Source organism: Acinetobacter sp. WU_MDCI_Abxe161, from assembly GCF_025514355.1.
Classification (GTDB): Bacteria; Pseudomonadota; Gammaproteobacteria; order Pseudomonadales; family Moraxellaceae; genus Acinetobacter; species Acinetobacter pittii_E.
In genome coordinates this window covers 60188-81514 of record NZ_JAHPTU010000010.1, presented here as the reverse complement: position 1 = coordinate 81514, position 21327 = coordinate 60188, and the positions used below count along the sequence as shown (strand labels likewise).

General features: G+C 39.7%; 19 protein-coding genes and 1 riboswitch. Of the genes, 12 read left to right on the top strand and 7 right to left on the bottom strand.

The genetic code is table 11. From position 1 onward, the window contains the following. Window positions 1–13 precede the first annotated feature (13 nt). Complete coding sequence (locus KTI78_RS12480) at window positions 14–1864, bottom strand: TonB-dependent receptor plug domain-containing protein (protein ID WP_262446262.1); 1851 nt, start codon at window positions 1862–1864, stop codon at window positions 14–16. A 23-nt stretch (window positions 1865–1887) separates the two neighbouring features. Next, a riboswitch (cobalamin riboswitch) is annotated at window positions 1888–2095 on the bottom strand. Between the two features lie 126 nt (window positions 2096–2221). On the opposite strand from KTI78_RS12480, the gene KTI78_RS12475 reads away from it, so the two are divergent. The 4 genes from KTI78_RS12475 to KTI78_RS12460 are packed head-to-tail and all read left to right on the top strand — an operon-like array spanning window position 2222 to window position 5650. Continuing rightward, complete coding sequence (locus KTI78_RS12475; protein ID WP_262446261.1) at window positions 2222–2890, top strand: phosphoribosylanthranilate isomerase; 669 nt, start codon at window positions 2222–2224, stop codon at window positions 2888–2890. Further along, complete coding sequence (gene trpB, locus KTI78_RS12470; protein WP_002116129.1) at window positions 2865–4094, top strand: tryptophan synthase subunit beta; 1230 nt, start codon at window positions 2865–2867, stop codon at window positions 4092–4094. The genes KTI78_RS12475 and trpB overlap by 26 nt, the downstream gene beginning before the upstream one ends. Before the next feature lie 10 nt (window positions 4095–4104). Then, complete coding sequence (locus KTI78_RS12465; RefSeq protein WP_262446260.1) at window positions 4105–4617, top strand: DUF1543 domain-containing protein; 513 nt, start codon at window positions 4105–4107, stop codon at window positions 4615–4617. Between the two features lie 37 nt (window positions 4618–4654). Continuing rightward, complete coding sequence (locus KTI78_RS12460) at window positions 4655–5650, top strand: DUF2804 domain-containing protein (protein WP_262446259.1); 996 nt, start codon at window positions 4655–4657, stop codon at window positions 5648–5650. 8 nt (window positions 5651–5658) lie between these two features. Here the strand turns inward: KTI78_RS12460 and KTI78_RS12455 are convergent, their stop codons facing one another. Beyond that, window positions 5659–6534 carry a metal-dependent hydrolase gene (locus KTI78_RS12455; RefSeq protein WP_262446258.1) on the bottom strand — a complete coding sequence of 292 codons (876 nt, stop codon included), beginning with the start codon at window positions 6532–6534 and terminating at the stop codon, window positions 5659–5661. 121 nt (window positions 6535–6655) lie between these two features. Between KTI78_RS12455 and KTI78_RS12450 the strand changes: the two genes are divergently transcribed. The 6 genes from KTI78_RS12450 (at window position 6656) to KTI78_RS12425 (ending at window position 13036) form a co-directional block, all read left to right on the top strand. Continuing rightward, on the top strand, window positions 6656–7705 hold the full coding sequence (locus KTI78_RS12450; RefSeq protein WP_262446256.1) for an AraC family transcriptional regulator: 1050 nt from the start codon (window positions 6656–6658) through the stop codon (window positions 7703–7705). Window positions 7706–7951: 246 nt separating this feature from the next. Continuing rightward, window positions 7952–8755 (top strand): tryptophan synthase subunit alpha, encoded by an 804-nt coding sequence (gene trpA, locus KTI78_RS12445; RefSeq protein ID WP_239975436.1) that lies wholly within the window; start codon window positions 7952–7954, stop codon window positions 8753–8755. Beyond that, window positions 8752–9648 (top strand): acetyl-CoA carboxylase, carboxyltransferase subunit beta, encoded by an 897-nt coding sequence (accD, locus tag KTI78_RS12440; RefSeq protein ID WP_016143083.1) that lies wholly within the window; start codon window positions 8752–8754, stop codon window positions 9646–9648. The genes trpA and accD overlap by 4 nt, the downstream gene beginning before the upstream one ends. Further along, window positions 9645–10931: a bifunctional tetrahydrofolate synthase/dihydrofolate synthase gene (gene folC / locus KTI78_RS12435; protein WP_262446255.1), complete on the top strand. Its 1287-nt coding sequence runs from the start codon at window positions 9645–9647 to the stop codon at window positions 10929–10931. Before accD ends, folC begins: the two co-directional genes overlap by 4 nt. Beyond that, window positions 10922–12019, top strand: coding sequence for an SPOR domain-containing protein (locus KTI78_RS12430; protein WP_016143452.1), 1098 nt, complete (start codon window positions 10922–10924; stop codon window positions 12017–12019). The genes folC and KTI78_RS12430 overlap by 10 nt, the downstream gene beginning before the upstream one ends. Before the next feature lie 87 nt (window positions 12020–12106). Next, window positions 12107–13036: a DUF6929 family protein gene (locus KTI78_RS12425; protein WP_262446254.1), complete on the top strand. Its 930-nt coding sequence runs from the start codon at window positions 12107–12109 to the stop codon at window positions 13034–13036. A gap of 145 nt (window positions 13037–13181) precedes the next feature. On the opposite strand, the gene KTI78_RS12420 is transcribed toward KTI78_RS12425, so the two are convergent. The 3 genes from KTI78_RS12420 to KTI78_RS12410 form a co-directional block, all read right to left on the bottom strand. Further along, a complete protein-coding gene (locus tag KTI78_RS12420) occupies window positions 13182–13763 on the bottom strand; it encodes a dual specificity protein phosphatase family protein (RefSeq protein ID WP_262446253.1) in 582 nt (193 codons plus the stop codon). Beyond that, the gene (locus KTI78_RS12415; protein WP_262446294.1) at window positions 13760–14572 is read right to left on the bottom strand and encodes an MBL fold metallo-hydrolase; all 813 of its coding nucleotides are present in this window, start codon (window positions 14570–14572) and stop codon (window positions 13760–13762) included. The genes KTI78_RS12420 and KTI78_RS12415 overlap by 4 nt, the downstream gene beginning before the upstream one ends. Before the next feature lie 214 nt (window positions 14573–14786). Beyond that, window positions 14787–15437, bottom strand: coding sequence for a peroxiredoxin (locus KTI78_RS12410; RefSeq protein WP_005050084.1), 651 nt, complete (start codon window positions 15435–15437; stop codon window positions 14787–14789). A 406-nt stretch (window positions 15438–15843) separates the two neighbouring features. Here KTI78_RS12410 and secA point away from each other — a divergent pair, with 406 nt between their 5' ends. After that, window positions 15844–18564 carry a preprotein translocase subunit SecA gene (gene secA / locus KTI78_RS12405; protein ID WP_262446252.1) on the top strand — a complete coding sequence of 907 codons (2721 nt, stop codon included), beginning with the start codon at window positions 15844–15846 and terminating at the stop codon, window positions 18562–18564. Between the two features lie 132 nt (window positions 18565–18696). Next, the gene (locus tag KTI78_RS12400; protein ID WP_224992730.1) at window positions 18697–19140 is read left to right on the top strand and encodes a hypothetical protein; all 444 of its coding nucleotides are present in this window, start codon (window positions 18697–18699) and stop codon (window positions 19138–19140) included. A gap of 67 nt (window positions 19141–19207) precedes the next feature. On the opposite strand, the gene KTI78_RS12395 is transcribed toward KTI78_RS12400, so the two are convergent. After that, on the bottom strand, window positions 19208–20518 hold the full coding sequence (locus KTI78_RS12395; protein WP_224992732.1) for an MFS transporter: 1311 nt from the start codon (window positions 20516–20518) through the stop codon (window positions 19208–19210). Window positions 20519–20650: 132 nt separating this feature from the next. Then, the gene (gene trhA / locus KTI78_RS12390; protein ID WP_262446250.1) at window positions 20651–21292 is read right to left on the bottom strand and encodes a PAQR family membrane homeostasis protein TrhA; all 642 of its coding nucleotides are present in this window, start codon (window positions 21290–21292) and stop codon (window positions 20651–20653) included. Window positions 21293–21327 lie beyond the last annotated feature (35 nt).

Sequence of the window (21327 nt, the reverse complement as noted above, 5' to 3'; positions counted from 1 at the left end):
TCAGAGTGAAAAATTAATAACGGAAAGTGACCCCCACAGAAGCTTGGCGGCCTGTATTAACATACCAATCATTTGAAGGATACGTATTTAATACTTCACGATATTGAACATCACCTACGTTTTGAATATTGGTAAATACTTTTACGTTAGGAATAATATTCCAATAAGCATTTAAGTCTACAGTTGCATAACCCGGTACTCGCATAGAGTTTGCTGAGTCTGCATAAGATTTAGATCTTGCAATTAAAGAGGCACTGATTCCATAAATTGCATTTTCTAAACCTGTACTTACAGTGATTGTCTGGCGAGGACGGTAAGCAATTTCTGTATTATCTTTTTCATTTTCTGTTTTTACGTAAGCATATTCAGTAGACAAGAATAGATCATTCTGTTGCCACTTTATTCCAGCTTCACCACCTGTAAAGTTTGCTTTGGCTATATTTGTATTAGTACCCGCATTGTAGGCGATAAGATCTTTAATTTTTGTATGATAAACAGAAAAATTAGTACTCACATTTGACGTAAGATCATAGTTCATACCCATTTCATAAGAAGTACTTTCTTCTGGCGCTAAGTTCTCATTTCCTCCCCATTGTGAATAAAGTTCATTTAAGGTTGGAGCTCTGAAAGCACTACCGATATTTGCATATACGCTAGCATTTGGTAGGAAGTGATAGCGAATAGCACCTTGGCCAACAGTATGGGTACCAAAGCGTTGATTATCTTCTAAACGAACACCAACTTGCGTATCAAAAAGATCATTTTTGAGTTGATGCTGTAGATAATAACCTGTGCTATTTACACTTTTATCTGAATTTAAGATGGTATTGCTTTTATAATTTGCATCGTTATAGGTGGCACCAACTAAAATATTTTGGTTCGGAGTGAATTTCCATTTCAGATTTAAATCACTTTCATTATTTTCAGTATTGTAATATGAACCATAAGCAGGAACATTTTGTTTATCCTGAACATTTGCATAGTGTGCATTAATGATTAAATCAGGCAAAATATTATAAGCAACTTTTGTGTTGATAACTCGATTTTCAAATTGACGTTGTGCTGTATTGGTTATGTAGTCATTACTAAAAACATTCGTGCCTTTATTTTCACTAATTGAAGCAGAAGCATCTATTAAATTTTCTTGGAAGAAGCCTATTTTAGCGTGATAGCCTTTTTGATCATAACCGGCTTTTTCATTTTCTGGCTGGCTTTCAAAAATACGTGTCCCATCACTTTCTAAGCGTTGCCCACCTACTTGTGCATAGAACCCTTGGTCAGTCACGAGATTGGCATTAACAATAGCCTTATAGGTATTATTTTCACCATAAATGCCCGTTAACTCAGCACCTGTTTTCTCTGGTTTTTTAGAAATTAACTGGACGACACCACCAATAGCATCACTACCATATTGAACTGATGCAGGGCCTTTTAGAATTTCAATTTGTTGAACATCTGTAGTATCTAAAAACGCTGGATATAATGGGCCAAGCTCATTTTGACTATTTAAGCGAGCACCATCTTTAAGAACTAATGTATGAACTGATTTAGTGCCACGAAGTGAAATTTCAGAAATCTGACCTAGACCACCGCTTTGTTTTATATAAACAGAAGGATCGCGTTGAATAATATCTGAAACGTTTAATAATGGATTCTTCTCAATCGTTTTTTCATCAATCACTGAAATACGCGCTGGAACTTCACTGGCTTTTTCAGCACTTTTTGAAGCAGTGACTACAATTGGATCAAGCTGAGTTGCGTTCGTGGTATCTTCAGCAAAAATAACAGGTGAAAACCCCATCGCAATAGCGATAGCCCCTACCAGACGAGTAGGTTGAAAAGACTTAGACATAACATGCTCCATACATTCACCCCACGTGAATGATCGGGTAGATAGATGAAACAAGTAGGTCTCCGGACTTCAGCGCCATATTTATGTTATGGACATATTCACCTTCCCACATTACTGCAGTGGTCTAAGTCGATATCGACTTAAAAAATATGCTTTACATTGTTACCGTTGCGGGGGCAGTGCCGGACTTTCACCAGCTTCCCTAAAGCATTAATTGCTTACACTTGCTTCCAATTTTACGCAGTATAAAGTGGCGATTTATTTCATACAATGTCATTTAGCCCAATTCCCAGAGAACTTTTACGCAAGGGACAAAAATTGCATTACAATGGCGTTTATTTTAAGAAATGGTTATAGTTTAGGCAGATCATGAGCCCATCAAACCAAAAACGTACACGCGCAAAAATCTGTGGAATTACACGCATTGAAGATGTTCAAGCAGTTGCTGCTGCTGGAGCAGATGCGATAGGTTTTGTTTTTTTTCCGCCAAGTCCAAGACATGTGACAGTTGCAGAGGTTGAAGAATTTACAAAAGTAATTCCACCTTATGTACAAATGGTTGGTTTGTTTGTTAATGCAAGTGCCACTGAAATTCAGGATGTACTTGATTGTGTTCCCCTAGATGTATTACAACTACATGGCGATGAAACTCCTGAACAATGTCAGGAAATAGCTCGCCATTGTAAGCGTCGCTGGTATAAAGCGATTCAGGTTAAACCTGATTTAGATGTAATTGCTGAAATTCAAAAATATCAGGCGGTTGGTGCCAGTGCTGTATTGCTTGATGCATGGCATCCTGAGCTTAAAGGGGGCACTGGGCATCAGTTTGACTGGTCTAAATTTCCAAAACTTGATATTCCTTTAATCTTGGCAGGTGGTTTAACCCCTGACAATGTCATTGACGCTATTCATACTACCGGTGCTTTTGCAGTAGATGTGAGCGGAGGCGTAGAGTCCGCAAAAGGTATAAAAGACCAACAACTCATTGAACGATTTATGCAAGGAGTCCAACGTGGATCAGCAAAACAATGTGATTGACTATACACAGTACCCAGATGCTGCAGGGCATTTCGGTATCCATGGCGGACGTTTTGTGTCAGAAACACTCATGGCGGCATTAGAAGATTTAGAAAATCTCTATTCTCGCATGAAAAATGATGAACAGTTTCTGGCAGAATTCGACCGCGATCTAGCCTACTATGTAGGTCGTCCTAGTCCACTTTATTATGCTGAGCGATGGTCAAAAGAGTTAGGTGGTGCGCAAATTTATCTTAAACGTGAAGACTTAAACCATACAGGCTCACACAAGGTAAATAACACGATTGGTCAGGCGTTATTGGCAAAGCTTTCTGGTAAAAAACGTATTATTGCTGAGACTGGTGCAGGGCAGCATGGTGTAGCAACTGCAACAATTGCAGCACGTTTGGGTCTTGAATGTGTTGTTTATATGGGTGCCGAAGACGTTAAGCGTCAAGCCATGAACGTTTATCGTATGCGTTTGCTGGGTGCTACAGTTGTTCCTGTACAAAGTGGCTCTAAAACGCTGAAAGATGCCATGAACGAAGCGATGCGTGACTGGGTAACCAATGTTGATACGACTTACTATGTCATTGGTACAGTTGCAGGCCCGCACCCTTACCCACAACTCGTTCGTGACTTCCAGTCGATTATTGGCCGCGAAGCACGTAAACAGATCTTGGAGCAAGCGGGTCGCTTACCAGATGCATTGGTTGCATGTGTTGGTGGTGGTTCAAATGCAATGGGCTTGTTCTATCCATTCTTAAACGATGCCAACGTGAAAATGTATGGTGTTGAAGCAGCAGGTTTTGGTATTGAAACTGGTAAACACTCGGCGCCGTTAAATGCGGGTCATGTGGGTGTATTACACGGTAACCGTACCTACTTAATGAGTGATGAACAAGGCCAGATTATTGAGACACATAGTATCTCGGCGGGCCTTGATTATCCGGGTGTTGGTCCTGAACATAGCTTCTTGAAAGATATGAAGCGCGTAGAATACGTGCCGATTAATGATACAGAAGCTCTGCAAGGTTTCCGTGATTTAACCAAAATCGAAGGGATTATTCCTGCACTTGAAAGCTCACATGCGATGGCGTACGTCTCTAAGCTTGCACCAACGATGTCTAAAGATCAGATTATTATTGCGACTGTTTCAGGCCGTGGTGATAAAGATTTAATGACAGTTGCACGCATTGATGGCGTAGAAATGGTCGAGATGTAAGAGAACTATAATGCCAAACTTGTTTATGGTGATGTTGGGCGGGCGCCATGCCCGCGCTAATACAGAAGTTCATGATGTAGTCATGGCGGTAGGAGCTACTTTGGAAGAAGTTTATCCTCAACTTAAACAGGCTTGGTTTGGTGAGGCTCAAGGGTTGCATATCGATGCTTGGGCCAAGCTCTCAGGAGTTAGCTCTCAAGGGCAAAATTATCAAATTCATTTTACAGATGCTGCACCACAACCAGATGATTTAAAATTATATTTAATTAATTTGGGTGGATATAATGCGCGTGAATTCGGTGAGCTTCATCGTTATGAGTTTGTGGTTGCACCCAATGCGGTCATTGCCAAACAATTAGGTAAACAATTTATAGATCAGCAGTGGCAAAAAGCACATACAGATCGAGTTATTGATATTGATGACTGCTTAGCAATAGATTGTGTAGCAGGGCGCTATATTCATTTAATAAAAGGCGATTTTGCTGCAGCAACTTGGGAAAATACGTATTTGACCGTGGTATAGGTCATTTGAAATCTAATATTCATATGGAAGTGGGTAAATGGATTTAATTCAAGAAAATGGGCAGCCTCGTTATGGGCGTTTTGAATCTGTACCGTCCACCATTCATGTACAACATTATATTTATAAAACGCCGTATGGTAAGGTCTTAAAAGGCTGGCGTAAGCAATTAAAATATAAAAAATTCAAATTCTGCGGCATTCAACATAAACACTATAGTATTGGTCTGGCCATTGCCGATATTGGCTGGGTTGGGCACGGTTTTTTCTATATTTACGATCATGAAACTCAGCAGGTCATTGAGTGGAATGCGATTCAGCCTTTGGGGCATAAAACCTATCTTGATGAACAGCCGTTGTTTAATCAAAGTTATTTTTCTAAATCTCCTTATCAGTTTGATATTCAGCATGCCAATGGCGTGCGGTACATTCGAGTGACTAAATATGGTGAGATTCAACTTAGCGCTCGAATTTTTTGTGCTGGAACAGACATATTAAGTTTATGTACACCAACTGGCATTAACGGTTGGACTTATACTCAAAAGCAGACCACGCTTGCTGTAGAGGGAATGTTTATTAATAAACAAAACCAAGTTGTACAATTTGATGAAAAGACATTTGCATCGCTAGATGATACTTGTGGTTTTCTGCGACCTGAAACGGCTTGGTTCTGGCTCTCATGTAACTTTTGGGATGAGCAAGGGCGGCGTATTGGTTTAAATTTAGCTTCAGGGGTTAATGAAAGCTTTGGTAATGAAAACTGCTTATGGATTAACGGAGTTTTATTTCCGCTAACAGATGTTTTATTTGAAAAAGTAAATGATGAACTTTGGCAAATTAGCTCTCTAGATCAAAAGCTTAATCTGAAAGTACATATTGGTTGGTGCAGATACGAAAATATTAATTTAAGAATGATCGGCAGCCAGTTCAATCAGTGGCAAGCTAAAATTAGTGGCACGATTGAACATGAGGCAACCGATATAATCAATTGCAATGAACAATACGGCTTACTAGAACAACATTATGCAAAATGGTAACAAGCAGGTTATAAACCTGCTTGCCAAAATGCTTCACCAGCCGCAATCGGGTCATGTGTCTTTTCGAGTGTTTCGATCCAAACTGGATATTGACGAATGACCGGATGCTGACTTGGATGAAAATCTTTTTTAAACCAATCCAGATATTGGCTTTTCATGGCGGTCAATGTGCCATTTTTGCCGAAGAACCAAGGTAAACCTTTAAGGCTCATCAAGAGTCTTTCTCTAGAACTAAAGCCATCACATTTCAACATGACATTGGTGCGATAGAGTGTAAAACCAAACATGAGTACAGTCGTAAGAACTAATACAAAACGACGAGTTGACTCTGGTACTTCACCTACTTGTTTCATGACATCAAAAGCAACATCACGGTGTTCCATCTCTTCAATGGCATGCCACGCAAACAGTGCTCGAACATAGGGGTGAGCATTTTCCAAAGTTTTTTTATGGCTATAAAAAGTTTCTGCCATTAACGCTGTTAAATGTTCAGCTGCCGCTGTCATTGCAATATTGTATTGCGGTGAGCGTTTGGTGAGTTCAAAACGAAAAATTCTTTTAAGTGTGGCCGTGAACTGGTCAACAGGCATGCCTTGCTCTTTCATGAGCTGATTCATTTTGTCATGTGCAATACCGTGTTGAGCCTCTTGTTTAATAAAGTCTGCAACACGTTTTTGTAGTTCTGGATCATCAATTTTGTCACGGAACATACGAACACATTCGATAAAATAACGCTCTCCATCTGGAAAGGTTAAGCTGAGTGCATCAAACATACGAGTCAAAAAAGGATCATTATTAAACCAAAAGCGTGGTGCTTCGTTTAAATGAAAATCCAGATCTTTACGAACCACGGGTTCGACTTGATAAGAAACATGTGCGTTCATATTTTTATTTCTCGCATCTAACATGTTCATTAGTATGTCGCGAATGGTCGGCTTTGTTTTGACAGTTATTGCCAATTTTTATACAGTTTGCGACAAGATGGCATTAAAAAAAGGATGAGCCATGCAGGATTTTACGATTTCAAATGGCTATTTTTATCTGTGGAATACTTACTTAAAAGAAAGAGGAATCGATTGGCAGGGATTAAATCTTACGGACGTTCAGGCCCGCCAAGTTCAAAATATTTTAGCTTCGTCTATTGATGCTCAATCTTCTTTACACTTTTTTCTTGAACTTTTAGAGCTGACAGAGTCTCGTCTACAAGTTTCTAATTTGGCCTTGGAAATGGCAACTTGTATTACACCTGCCAATTTTGGTGTATTGGGTTATATGGCTTCTCGAAGCGGCAGTTTCGCAGAGGTTCTTGAATATGTCATGAAATTTCATCGTCTCGTTATTGACGGTGAGCAAGTCGTGCCTATGAAAATCGAACAAGATACTTCTAGCATCCGTTTGTATTGGCCTTTGGTTGATGCCAGCAATATTATACTTTGTGAGCTAACATTAGCGGCTATGGTACAACTTGCTAAACAAATTGCTCCTTTTCATGATTTCCTCTTGCAGCATGTTGAGTTTGTACATCGCTCCCGTGGAGCATTAGTACATTATCAGCGTTTCTTTCAATGCAAATTATCATTTGAGCAACCTTACTATGCATTAACTTTTGCAAGTGAAGGATTAAGTGTTCGCCCTCGTCAGGCCGACCCAACTCTAATGCAACTTTTGGTGAAACAGGCAGAAGAGGCATTGGCTCAGCGGAAAATACATACAGATTTAGCTCAGCAAATACATTGGATTGTTCATGAATATTTTAAGCACAAGCAACAAGCCCCGAAAATAGAGGATATTGCTATTGAGTTGAATATCTCAGTACGAAGCTTACAACGCCAACTAAAGTCGTTAAACACTTCATTTAAATTAATTTTAGATACTGAACGTATGAAACGCTGTGAAATATTACTTCAACAAAATGAAAGCCTGACTGTAATTGCTGAACAGTTGGGATATTCGGACCAGTCGGCGCTTGCGCGTGCGCATAAAAATTTGACAGGACAAACGCTATTAGCAAGAAAAAGACAATTACAGCTAACAAATAAAAATGCAATAAAATAGCCTTTCTGTGGCGGTTTTCTATTTAGATGACGATCTAATAATGGCTCGAAAATAGGAAGCTTTGATCATTGAGAAAAGTTTCAAAATATTGATAAATGTACGCCATGGGTTGTATGAATCATACAATCGAATATCGCCATAACGTTAGAGCTGTTCAATGGACAAAAAATAGCGTTAAAATGCGATGTTCTTGTATTTCTACAAACAACTCCTCAATTTTAAATAATTCAAGGAAAGCACAACCCTATGTCACGTCTTGCCACCCGTTTTGAAAAGCTTAAGTCCCAACAACGTAAAGCGCTTGTATCTTATGTTATGGCGGGTGATCCACAGCCACAAGTAACGGTTCCGTTACTGCATAAAATGGTTGCGGCAGGAGTAGATGTCATTGAGCTTGGTTTACCATTTTCAGATCCAATGGCTGATGGTCCGGTAATTGCGCTTGCAGCTGAACGTGCGCTTGCAGCAGGGACCAATACGTTGGATGCACTTAACATGGTAAAAGAGTTCCGTGAGCAGGATCAGGAAACACCTGTTGTTTTAATGGGTTATCTAAATCCGGTTGAAGTGATTGGTTACGAGAAGTTTGTTTCTCATGCGAAACAATGTGGTGTAGATGGCTTATTACTTGTGGATTTACCACCAGAAGAGTCAAAAGAATTTGGTGCTGTGTTGAAACAACATGATATGGACCAAATTTTCTTACTTGCACCAACTTCTACAGATCAACGCATTCAACATGTGGCAAATCAGGCAAGTGGATTTATCTACTACGTTTCACTGAAAGGTGTAACGGGAGCCGCAACACTTGATACGGCAGAAGCTGCTGCACGTATTCAAAAAATCAAAAATGCTACTGATATTCCAGTAGGTGTTGGTTTTGGTATTAGTGATGCCGCTTCAGCAAAAGCAATGGGTAACGTTGCTGATGCCGTGATTGTAGGTAGTGCTTTCGTTAAAAATTTTGCAACGTTGGCAGCGGATGACGCTGTTGAACAGACGGTGAGTAAAGTCAAGGAGCTTCGAGCAGCGCTCGATGAGTTAGTATGAATCAAGAAGTGAAACCAGGGAAAGTTCTTAGCCCTTCGACACCATGGACAAAACGTCCGGTTCCAGGTATTGAAGTCGCAGATGAGCAACAAATTCTCAAAGCAACATTTACTGAGCCAACGATTGAATGTCCTGAATGTCATGCACTAGTGACACGTACAGCAATATCTTTCAATGCGTATGTTTGTCCGCAATGTGATGAACATTTACGTATGAAAGCTCGTGACCGCTTGAACTGGTTCTTCGACAATGTTGTAACTGAATTGGGTCAAGAATTTAGTGCCAAAGATCCACTAAAGTTTGTTGACTCTAAACCGTATCCAGATCGTATGCGTGAAGCGCAAACTAAAACTGGTGAAACGGAAGCTTTAATTGCCATGCAAGGTAACTTAAATGGCGTAGATATGATTGCATGTGCTTTTGAGTTCGACTTTATGGGCGGCTCAATGGGTACGGTTGTAGGTGATCGCTTTGTACAGGCTGCCGAGCTTGCAATTGAAAAACGTCAACCATTAATCTGTTTCGCAGCTTCTGGTGGCGCGCGTATGCAAGAAGGTATGTTATCGCTTATGCAAATGGCGCGTACTTCTGCTGCGATTCAAAAATTAAAAGATGCTGGTTTACCGTATATCGTGGTGTTAACACATCCTGTATATGGTGGTGTAACAGCTTCATTAGCAATGTTGGGTGATATTCATATTGCTGAACCTAAAGCGATGATTGGCTTTGCTGGTAAACGTGTAATTGAGCAAACTGTACGTGAAACACTAGAAGAACCGTTCCAACGTGCTGAATATTTGCTTGATCATGGTGTAATCGATCAGATTGTTCATCGTCATGCTTTACGTGATACTGTATCTCGACTTGTATCGAAATTGATGAACTTACCTTGAACCAACAAGCTCCACTTTCAATAGACTCTTTAGATACATGGCTCAATTATTGGAGCCATGTTCACGTTACAGGGATAGATCTTGGTCTGGAACGTGTAATTCCTGTTGCAGAAAAGCTGGGTGTAACTCAGCCCCATGCTAAAGTTTTTACAGTAGCCGGAACGAATGGTAAAGGCTCAACGACAACCACACTGGCTGCGATATTAAACGCACAAGGTTATAAAGTTGGGCTATATCAGTCACCGCATATCTATCGCTTTAATGAGCGAGTCAAATTAGGTGGAGTCGAAGTCGATGATCAAAGTCTGATTGATGCTTTTGTTCAAGTCGATCAGGCTCGTCGCGATTGCGATTTAAGCTTATCTTTTTTTGAAGCAACCACTTTGGCTGCTTTTGTTATTTTTAAACAACAACAATGTGATGTATGGGTGCTCGAAGTCGGTTTGGGCGGGCGTTTAGATGTCGTCAATGTGATTGATCCCGACATTGCAGTAATTACTAATATTGGCCTAGATCACACAGACTGGTTAGGCGATACCATCGAAAAAATTGCTTTTGAAAAAGCAGGTATTATTCGTCCACATATTCCGGTTATTTTTGCAGGCGAGCAACCATTGCCGCAAGCAATTCAAGATAAAGCACAAAGTACACAAGCAGAGTTATATACCATTAATCGTGATTATTTTTATAAGCTCGCAGATGATGGACAAAACTGGTACTTTGCTTCGGAAGGAACTACTTTAAAACTTCCGTTAGGTACATTAGCGATTGAAAATATTGCTGGGGCAGTTGCTGCCATTTTAAATAGCGGACTTGAGATTTCTCAGTCAGCATTAGAAAAAGGTATTCAATCTGCTCGCTTAGCAGGGCGTTTTGAACAGCGCCAAGTGGATGGGAAAACGGTAATTTTTGATGCTGGACACAATCCTCATGGTGTTGAATTTTTGTTAAAGCAATTGCGAAATTTCTTAGAATACAATAAACAGTACACAGAAGTTGTCGCAGTATTTTCAATGCTGGCAGATAAAGATATAAAATCAGTAGTCGATTTATTGAAACCTACTGTTTTACATTGGAAAATTGCTGAATTGAATGTGCCGCGTGCTGCATCGATTCAGCAACTCAATGATGCCTTGCAAGGCCAGACAGTACAACAATATGGCAATATCAAAGAGGCTTTTAAATCAGCGCTTGAGCAAACAAATAACAATCAGCTGATTTTGGCCTGTGGTTCGTTTCATACTTTAGAAGCGATTTGGGAGTATTTGGAAGAATGTCAATGAATAACAAACAACGCTGGATGGGTGGCGTTGTTTTACTAGGAGGTGGTGTTTTATTGGCAGCATTACTTCTAAAAGGAAATGAGGAAATAAAACAGGTTGAAGTTCAACCATCCGCATCCACATCGCCAAAAACTCAAACTAAACCAAAACAGACAACTGAAGGGCAAATGGTACAACTACAACCGCTTGCGGTTGATGTTGAAACTGAAAAACGTTTGCTTGAAGAACAACGTCGTGCGCGTGAAAAGGCTGTTGCCGAACAAGAAGCACGTGCAGCTGAGTTTTTAGCAATGCAGCAGCAGGCTGAAGCTGATGCTGCTCGTAAAGCCGCAGCAGAGTACGCTGCAATTAATGCGCGCCGCACAGCGGCTCAAGAAAGTTCAGATAATATTCCACCAGAGTTAGTGGGTGAGGCGAAAGCTAAAAACCAGCAAACCAATACGGTGAATAAAACAACTGCTACTTCAAAAATAGATGCAGACAAAAAAGCTGCTGAAGCCAAACGTCAAGCAGAAGCAGATAAAAAAGCGGCAGATGCTAAGCGTCAAGCAGAAGCGGACAAGAAAACAACTGAAGCCAAACGCCAAGCGGAAGCTGATAAGAAAGCAGCCGAAGCCAAACGCCAAGCAGAAGCTGATAAAAAAGCGGCAGATGCTAAGCGCCAAGCAGAGGCTGATAAGAAAGCAGCTGAAGCCAAACGCCAAGCAGAGGCTGATAAGAAAGCAGCCGAAGCCAAACGCCAAGCAGAAGCTGATAAAAAAGCTTCTGATGCTAAACGAAAAGCGGAAGCGGAGAAAAAAGCTGAAGCTGAAAAGGCGCGTGAACTGCTTGAAAACGGTGATAAAAAGTGGATGGTTCAAGTGGCTTTGGCTGCTAACCAAGCAAATGCAGATGCAGTGGTTTCTAAATTACGAGCTAAGGGCTATAAGGTAACTACAAGCCCAACCAGTAAGGGAATCCGTATTATGGTTGGTCCTGCGAAAGACCGTGATACAGCAGATGCAGCTCGTAAGAAAATTACTTCTGATTCAAGCTTAAATATGAAATCAGCTTGGGTAATTGACTGGGTGCCGCTTGATCAGCGATAAAGGCTGATCATCCCCTAAATCAAATCAGGAACACTTCAAAGGCTGTATTCTTGTGAGGAGTGTTCCATTCAATAGGGGATTTTGAAGATGAATACAACAATTAAAATATTAGAAAAATTTGTTTTTGCACAAGATTCAATGATTAGCGCGCTGTCTGGAGTTGCTTGTGCGGGGGAAGATGTTTATTTTGTTGGCGATAATCTCCCTTATCTATTAAGAATCAAGCGAACCCAGAACATGGCCGATGCAAAGGTCTTTGAAAAAATTCCATTATTTGATCCTTCAGAGCAAATACCGTTAAGTGTATTAACCAAAGAACAGAAACCTGATTTTGAAGCTTTAACTTCCATAAATTGGAGGGGCCAATCACAGCTTTTGGTAATGGGTTCGGGTTCAACAGAAAATCGAAAACGAGCATTACTCTATAATCCTGCCAATGATCAGGTCAGGATCTTCTTAGATGCGGTTGATTATGATTTTTTGCAGCATCAGGTTGAGTTAACAGGCGGGGCTGATCTCAATATAGAAGCCCTATGTTCGGACCATCGTTATCTCTATATCTTTCAACGTGGTAACATAAATAGCCATCATGGGGTTTTAGTCTTTGATTTAATCAAAATTCAAGCAGGAGAATCCTTAGCAAATGCACTTATACATTCCCTCAAACTGAGCTTAGCTGAGCTTGATGGTTCAACAAGCGGTATTTCAGATGCTTGTTTTTTAGCGGATAAAAATTTGATTGTTGCTACAGCTACGGTCGAACAAACACTCAATACCTATGATGATGGTGCTGTCGTGGGAAGTTTTATCTTGGTGTTTTCACCTGATGGTAAAGCTTTAGCGACTCATTTGATTCAAGATGCGAAAGGACAGACGCTGCCAATCAAGGTTGAAGGGATTGCTTGGTTTGAGTCGAGATCTGATGGCGAAGTCTTTTTATTAGTAACAGATAGTGATGGTGGTGATTCTGAGATTTTGAAGATATTGCTTAGCAACGCCGCTTTGGGAAAATCATAAAAATAAAACATATTTTTGATAGTTATCTCTTTTTAAATGTATATTTTTCGATGTATTTAATAAAAATGAAAACGATAAATAAGTGGGTAATTGAGCCAATTTATATGCCTAATAATTGGGTTTGTATACAAAAACACTCGAGTCTTTAGCTGCTAGAATTCGATAGTTGTTGTTGAATCCATCTTACATTTTCAGGGGTAAATAATCGGTCAATGTTCTTCCAAATAATATGATAACCATAACCCCCGTGTTTCATTTCTTTAACTGCATCATCAATTGCCCAGTTTTCAAAAATAATGCGATACATGGCAACGCTGGCCCCTGTACGATCTGAACCATGGTAACAATGCAATAAAACGCGTTGATTATTCTGCTTAGCCCTTTTGATTTGTTGCATGACTTCTAATAAATCTTGTCGGTTAATTGCCCATGTGTTGATAGGAATGTGTACAAGATTAAAATTTTCATTTTTAAAAACTAAAGTATCTGCGTCTTTGGCCCTCAAATTAATGATCGTTTCAATTTGATTCTTCTTTAATTCTGAAATCATGGCAGCATTTGGTTGTTCGCTGCGAAAAACATCATTACTAATTTGGTAAAAGTTATGGGTTTGAGAAACTAAGCTTCCCCAATCTTGTGGTCGATGCTCATGAGCAATACTTTCGTGCTGCATACAGCCTTGTAGATTTATACAGATCACAAGTGTAAGGAGCGATAATTTCTTCATGTTTGATACCGTTTCAGCTCATCAGGGTCGTGAGCACAAATTATTTCAATTGTTGGCTCATGTTGAGCCAAATGCTGTAAGCGTTTGAGGTTGAAAATACGTTTTTCATTATCCTCTGCAAATGTTTTTTCCAGCAGATTGAGCGATCTTAATTTATTTTTAGGGTTTAACTCTCGGTGTGAGTAGTAAGCATCTCCACAAAATAATAACCAGTGATTTTGTTGCTTTATAGCAATACCGCAATGTCCAGCCGAATGACCTAGTAGCGGTACCATTAAAATTTCATCTTGAAACAGCGGAAAACCTTTTACTTTTTCGAGGTTGAACCATGCTTCACCTTTTTGATATTCAACAAAGTTCCAATATCGATGATCTTTATATTGATTGGTTCGATAGCGAAGTTTGCCCTTAAAGTTCGGTAGTTGAGCCGCATTATATTCTGCTGCTAAAACATGGACTGTGGCATGAGGAAAATCTGAGATTCCACCTGCATGATCAAAATCAAGATGAGTAACAAAGATGTGCTGTACATCTTTAGGGCTAAATCCGAGCTTTTGGATTTGCTGGATCGCACTAAATTCAAGATTATGCTCAATCTTGCCTAGACGTTTAACTAATGAGCCTAAGCGCTGCTTCATATGTAAGTAGTCTTGCAAGCCAAAGCCCGTATCGATAAGTACTAAGCCTCGATCAGTTTCAACCAGAAGGCAATGACAGATTACCTCAGCTCGGAACCCCTTTTGTCCAAATAATGGGGCACAAACCGGGCACATGCTGCCACACTTTAAATGATGAATTTTATAGATCATGATTTTTATTTTTTTACCGAATCGGTCCGAGTTATAACTGATCTGAACAATAAAAACCATGAGTATTCAATACATAAATAAAAAAGCCAGCGCGTTGGATGACTTTTTAAGGTGTGATATTTAATCTCTTGTGCCTACGCGCTTTGCTTATTTTGCAGGGAGTCTTTCAGAAGCCTGCCTACGCACTTCGTTTGTCTTGCAAGCAATAAAACCTTTAGTCGGTTTTATTGCTTTCAGGCTGTGGTGTGAGGCGTAAATAAGGTTTAACAGCCGTATAACCTTTAGGGAAGCGCTGTTTAATTTCTTCTTCATCTTTAAGTGATGGCACAATAACAACATCTTCACCCTGCTGCCAATTCGCTGGTGTAGCGACTTTATGCTTATCTGTTAATTGTAATGAATCTACAACACGTAAGACTTCATTAAAATTTCGGCCAGTTGAAGCAGGGTAGGTAATGATTAAGCGAACTTTTTTGTTAGGATCGATAATCACTAATGAGCGTACCGTCAGTGTTTCACTGGCATTAGGGTGGATAAAGCCATAGAGCTCAGATACCTTACGGTCTTTATCCGCAATGATAGGAAAGTTGACAGTTGTATTTTGTGTTTCATTAATATCGTTGATCCAGCCTTTATGAGACTCTACATCGTCTACTGACAAAGCAATCGCTTTAACATTACGCTTCGTAAATTCATCTTTTAATTTTGCTGTGTAACCTAACTCAGTTGTACATACGGGTGTATAGTCAGCTGGATGCGAAAATAAAATCCCCCAACTATCCCCTAAAAAATCATAAAAATTAATTGTGCCTTCACTCGATTCTTGTTGAAAATCGGGAGCAGTATCTCCTAATCGTAGTGTCATGATCGTTCCTCAATTGCTCATAATTTGTCATTCGATCAAAAGAATATGCAGCATTTGCTTTATGATTAAAATTATTGTTTTTGTATTTTATTATGAATTTTTTATATAAGTGTAAATATATATGACTAAAACTCATTATTTTAACTGCTTAATCAATGTAACTTTAAGGTAAATTTGCTAAATTAGATTTCTCGGAAGTTATGCTTAATCGATGAGCGTTAATGGTGTGTTTTTGGTGCTCGGCACATTAAGGGGAGATTAGATGAATGAAAAACCGTTCATCTAACTATCAGATTTTTTTTAGGGGTTTTGTGCAAACCCCTTGTACTTCAAATTTCTGGCACCATAATAAACGACTGAGAAAAAGTTTATTCATTTGACCAAGCAAGATTTAGAGAGTTTATCCATGTTGGCAAGTCTGATCGGAGGTATCTTCGGTACAAAAAATGAGCGTGAACTCAAACGCATGCGCAAAATTGTTGAGCAAATCAATGCGCTCGAGCCGACGATATCAGCTTTAAGCGATGCAGACTTATCTGCAAAAACTCCAGAATTCAAACAACGTTATAATAATGGCGAAAGTTTAGATAAATTACTTCCAGAAGCATTTGCAGTGTGTCGTGAGGCCGCTAAACGTGTGATGGGTATGCGTCACTATGACGTTCAGTTAATTGGTGGTATTACCTTACATGAAGGTAAGATTGCCGAGATGCGTACTGGTGAAGGTAAAACCCTCATGGGTACTTTGGCATGTTATTTAAACGCTTTGAGTGGCCAAGGTGTACATGTCATTACTGTGAACGATTATTTGGCACAGCGTGATGCCGAGTTGAACCGCCCATTATTTGAGTTTTTGGGTCTATCAATTGGTACGATTTATTCAATGCAAGGTCCGTCAGAAAAAGCGGCAGCTTATCTTGCCGATATTACTTACGGTACCAATAACGAATTTGGTTTTGACTACCTTCGTGACAACATGGTGTTTTCTTTAGCAGAAAAGAAACAACGTGGTTTGCACTATGCCATTATCGATGAAGTTGACTCCATTTTAATTGATGAGGCACGTACACCATTAATTATTTCTGGTCAAAGTGAAGACTCTTCACACCTTTACAGTGCAATCAATACGATCCCACCTAAATTACATCCGCAAAAAGAAGAAAAAGTAGCAGATGGTGGGCATTTCTGGATTGATGAAAAGCAGCGTTCAGTTGAAATGACCGAAATCGGTTATGAAACTGTTGAACAAGAACTTATTCAAATGGGCTTGTTGGCCGAAGGCGAAAGCTTATATTCAGCAACAAATCTAAATCTTGTCCATCATGTATCGGCTGCTATCCGTGCACATTTCCTGTTCCAACGCGATGTTCACTATATTATTCATGATGGTGAAGTCGTTATTGTTGATGAACATACGGGTCGTACGATGCCGGGTCGTCGTTGGTCAGAAGGTTTACATCAAGCTGTTGAAGCAAAAGAAGGCTTAGAAATTCAGCCTGAAAACCAAACTTTAGCGACAACAACATTCCAGAACTATTTCCGTCTATATAAAAAGCTTTCAGGTATGACAGGTACTGCTGATACTGAAGCTGCGGAAATGAAAGAAATTTACGGCCTTGATGTTGTGATTATTCCAACGCATCGTCCAATGATTCGTAACGATCAAAACGATTTAATTTATTTAAATCGTAACGGCAAATATAACGCGATTATTCAAGAAATTATGAATATTCGTCAGCAGGGTGTTGCTCCGATTCTGATTGGTACGGCAACGATTGAAGCCAGTGAAATTTTATCTTCTAAGTTAATGCAAGCTGGTATTCACCATGAAGTGTTGAATGCAAAGCAGCATGAGCGTGAAGCTGACATTATTGCTCAGGCGGGTAGCCCGAATGCAGTAACGATTGCTACTAACATGGCTGGTCGTGGTACGGACATTATCTTGGGTGGTAACTGGAAAGCTAAGCTTGCCAAACTAGAGAACCCAACTGCAGAAGATGAAGCACGTCTGAAAGCACAATGGGAGCAGGACCACGAAGATGTATTGCAAGCGGGTGGTTTGCACATCATTGGTTCTGAGCGCCATGAATCACGTCGTATTGACAACCAGTTACGTGGTCGTGCCGGTCGTCAGGGTGACCCTGGTGTTTCTCGTTTCTATTTGTCTCTTGAAGATGACCTTATGCGTATTTTCGCAGGCGACCGTGTTGTTGGTATGATGCGCGCGATGGGTTTGAAAGAAGACGAAGCGATTGAACATAAAATGGTGAGCCGTTCGATTGAGAATGCTCAGCGTAAAGTTGAAGCACGTAACTTCGATATTCGTAAAAACTTATTGAAATACGATGACGTGAATAATGAACAGCGTAAGATTATTTATTCACAACGTGATGAAGTATTAGCTGAAAATACCTTAAAAGAATATGTTGAAGAAATGCATCGTGAAGTGATGCAAGGCATGATTGCTAACTTTATTCCACCAGAGTCAATTCATGACCAGTGGGATGTGGAAGGTTTAGAAAATGCTTTACGTATTGATTTAGGTATTGAGCTGCCAATTCAACAATGGTTAGACCAAGATCGTCGTTTAGATGAAGAAGGTTTAGTTGAGCGCATTAGCGATGAAGTGATTGAGCGTTATCGTCAGCGCCGTGCTCAAATGGGTGACGAATCGGCAGCAATGCTTGAACGTCATTTCGTTTTAAACTCTCTTGATCGCCATTGGAAAGATCACTTAGCTGCAATGGATTATTTGCGTCAAGGTATTCACTTACGTGGTTATGCGCAAAAGAATCCTGAACAGGAATATAAGAAAGAAGCTTTCAACCTGTTTGTAAATATGTTGGGTATTATTAAAACTGATGTTGTGACTGATTTGTCTCGTGTACATATCCCAACACCAGAAGAACTTGCAGAAATGGAAGCTCAACAGCAGCAGCAAGCTGAATCAATGAAGCTTTCTTTTGAACATGATGATGTAGATGGTTTAACTGGTGAAGTTACACTTTCTCAAGAAACTATGAACGAGTCTGATGGTCAGCAAACTTTCCCTGTTCCAGAAAGTCGCAATGCGCCATGTCCATGTGGTTCAGGACTAAAATATAAGCAATGTCACGGTAAGATCTAATCTGCCTTCGCAAAAAAAAGCAGAACAATTGTTCTGCTTTTTTTATGTTTGTAGTAAGCCTGTGAATAATGTTTGCAGTTTTAAGCATTAAATGATATTTACTTCTCATCCAGAGTGTATGTTGGAAAGACAATGAAAAAAGTATTACAACCTTTATTTTTAACTGTTCTTGCTGTGCCTAGTTTTGTTTTCGCAGCAGAAACAGCTTCAGCCCCTCAAACGACAACGGTTGATAAAGTTCTTGCAGCAAAAGGCCCAACTTCGGCTCAAGCTGTAGTGAAGCAAGAAAATACTACAGTGATTAGCCCACGTACTGGTATTCGCTATACGTTGGGGAACACAAATAATCGTCCAATTATTTTACAAACTACTGCGATTGCTCCAGCAAACTCAGCAAACATCAATCGTATTGTGGCAACTAACCCAGCTCTCTCTGCAAAGAGCCAAGAAAAAGCAAAAGTGGCTTTAATCGGTGAAGCAGCCGTAGCAGGACCAGCAGCTGTTGCAGCAAGCAATGTTACAGCTCCAGCTGTATCAAATAGTATGGCCCCTTCGAATCCAGCAACAATGAATTAAGACATATATGTATAAAAAAGCCGGTTCAATTTTGAACCGGCTTTTTTATGGGCTGTTTTTTTTAACTTTAAATCTGGTTATTTACATCATCATTTTTTGTTTCACGAATGAGTAAGAACGCGATGAGTGATAAAAGTGATGCGGCAGTAAGATAATAACCAACCGCATATAAACCATAAGTTTCAGCAAGCTTAGTCGCAATGAGTGGGGCAAAAGATGCACCAAAAATACCAGCCAAGTTAAAAGTTAATGCTGAACCTGTATAACGAACTGAAGTTGGGAAAAGTTCAGAAAGAACTGTACCAATTGGACCATAGGTTAAGCCCATAATTGCCAAGCCAGTACATAAGAAAAGGAAGACAATTAAAGTATTTCCAGACTCTAACATACTAGAGAAGAACAAGCCGAAAATCGCAGCAGCAATACAAACGCCAATAGAAGTTGTTTTACGACCAAATTTTTCTGCAAAAATAGCCGATAAAGGAATGAATGCGGCAAAGCAAAGTGTAGCAAAGAGTTGAAGTTCTAAGAATTCACCACGTGCATAGCCAAGCTTTGTGGTTCCCCAGTTTAAAGCAAATACGGTAGTAAGATAGAACACGACAAAGGTACAAATTGCTGCAACTGTGCCAAGAATAAGTTTACCTGTATGTTTAGTTAATACTTCTTTAAATGGAATATTAACTTCTTTTTGCTTATCTAAAACCTTTTGGAAAGCAGGAGTTTCATGAAGCTTTAAGCGAATGTATAAGCCAACAATAACCAATACAGCACTGGCAATAAATGGAATGCGCCAGCCCCATTGCATGAATGCTTGCTCAGGAATAGCTGCACTTAATAATAAGAAAGAACCTGTTGCTAAAATAAAGCCAATTGGAGCACCTAGCTGTGGAAACATGCCATACCATGCTCTTTTACCTTCTGGGGCATTTTCAGTCGCTAATAATACTGCGCCACTCCATTCACCGCCTAAGCCTAGACCTTGTCCTAAACGACAAACGGCTAATAGTAATGGTGCGACAATTCCGATTTGAGCATAGGTTGGAAGCAAACCAATACATACGGTCGAAATACCCATGGTCAGTAAAGCTGCAACTAAAGTTGCTTTTCGGCCAATACGGTCTCCGAGATGGCCGAATAGTGCAGCACCAATAGGGCGAGCAATAAAGGCAATTGCAAAGGTTGCCAGAGATTGTAAGACTGCGGCACTGCCACTACTAGCAGGGAAAAATAGGTGTGGAAAGATAATCACGGCAGCTGTTGCATAGATATAAAAGTCGAAGAACTCAATGGTTGTACCGACTAAGCTTGCAAACAAAACTCGTGTCTTTGAATTAGTGGCTACTACAGGAGCAGCAGTCGCAGAGGTTGACTCCATATAAGTCCTTATGTAAGTTAAAATTTATTTTTAATTACTACTCTTTTTAAAGACATATTTTTCTCAAAGAATAGCGTGAAAGAACATCATCCATGACTCTTTCAGGATCACTGAATATGAGTGAAAAATGGATTAAACTATGTACCAATAGATGGCAAGAAAATGTGCCCCTGCACCTAAAAGCACAAAAATATGCCAGATCGCATGGGTATATCTTACCTTTTTTAACGCGTAAAACAATGCTCCAACCGTATAAGCTAATCCGCCAATGATTAAGAAAATCATTGCATCTTTGCTTAAATAAGTACGCATATCATCCATAACAAAAACAGCAAGCCACCCCATAAGAATATAAGCAAGTAAAGAAATTTTCTGAAAGCGGTGAATGAAAACTAACTTGAAAAGTGTACCAATTGCAGCAATGCTCCAAAGTGCAATAAGCAAAATATGAGCTTTTTGTGTAGGAATCGCGATGCTCAAGAACGGGGTATAGGTACCGGCAATTAAATAGTAAATGGCTGTATGGTCGAGTTTTTTATACCAGTAGCGCAGGTTTTGGGTTTGAGCAAAATGATAGAGTGTCGAGCTGGTAAAAACTAAAATAAGACTAAATGAATATACCCATAAACCCACCCACTGAGCAGTTGAAAGATAAGATCCCTTTATAATTAAGAAGATAGAAGCTACGACTGCCATAACAACACCAGCGCCATGACTATAGGCATTAAATAGTTCTTCTTTTGGATCGTAAGTTTCCAACACAGATTTACTCATAACTTTAATTTTTTTGATTAAAAATACAACTGTAT

Bases quoted from the DNA above. Each gene is read 5' to 3' on its own strand.
- KTI78_RS12480 (WP_262446262.1), bottom strand. From the start codon at position 1,864: ATGGAGCATGTTATGTCTAAGTCTTTTCAACCTACTCGTCTGGTAGGG.
- KTI78_RS12475 (WP_262446261.1), top strand. From the start codon at position 2,222: ATGAGCCCATCAAACCAAAAACGTACACGCGCAAAAATCTGTGGAATT.
- KTI78_RS12465 (WP_262446260.1), top strand. From the start codon at position 4,105: ATGCCAAACTTGTTTATGGTGATGTTGGGCGGGCGCCATGCCCGCGCT.
- KTI78_RS12460 (WP_262446259.1), top strand. From the start codon at position 4,655: ATGGATTTAATTCAAGAAAATGGGCAGCCTCGTTATGGGCGTTTTGAA.
- KTI78_RS12455 (WP_262446258.1), bottom strand. From the start codon at position 6,534: ATGAACGCACATGTTTCTTATCAAGTCGAACCCGTGGTTCGTAAAGAT.
- KTI78_RS12450 (WP_262446256.1), top strand. From the start codon at position 6,656: ATGCAGGATTTTACGATTTCAAATGGCTATTTTTATCTGTGGAATACT.
- trpA (WP_239975436.1), top strand. From the start codon at position 7,952: ATGTCACGTCTTGCCACCCGTTTTGAAAAGCTTAAGTCCCAACAACGT.
- accD (WP_016143083.1), top strand. From the start codon at position 8,752: ATGAATCAAGAAGTGAAACCAGGGAAAGTTCTTAGCCCTTCGACACCA.
- KTI78_RS12430 (WP_016143452.1), top strand. From the start codon at position 10,922: ATGTCAATGAATAACAAACAACGCTGGATGGGTGGCGTTGTTTTACTA.
- KTI78_RS12425 (WP_262446254.1), top strand. From the start codon at position 12,107: ATGAATACAACAATTAAAATATTAGAAAAATTTGTTTTTGCACAAGAT.
- KTI78_RS12420 (WP_262446253.1), bottom strand. From the start codon at position 13,763: ATGAAGAAATTATCGCTCCTTACACTTGTGATCTGTATAAATCTACAA.
- KTI78_RS12415 (WP_262446294.1), bottom strand. From the start codon at position 14,572: ATGATCTATAAAATTCATCATTTAAAGTGTGGCAGCATGTGCCCGGTT.
- KTI78_RS12410 (WP_005050084.1), bottom strand. From the start codon at position 15,437: ATGACACTACGATTAGGAGATACTGCTCCCGATTTTCAACAAGAATCG.
- secA (WP_262446252.1), top strand. From the start codon at position 15,844: ATGTTGGCAAGTCTGATCGGAGGTATCTTCGGTACAAAAAATGAGCGT.
- KTI78_RS12400 (WP_224992730.1), top strand. From the start codon at position 18,697: ATGAAAAAAGTATTACAACCTTTATTTTTAACTGTTCTTGCTGTGCCT.
- KTI78_RS12395 (WP_224992732.1), bottom strand. From the start codon at position 20,518: ATGGAGTCAACCTCTGCGACTGCTGCTCCTGTAGTAGCCACTAATTCA.
- trhA (WP_262446250.1), bottom strand. From the start codon at position 21,292: ATGAGTAAATCTGTGTTGGAAACTTACGATCCAAAAGAAGAACTATTT.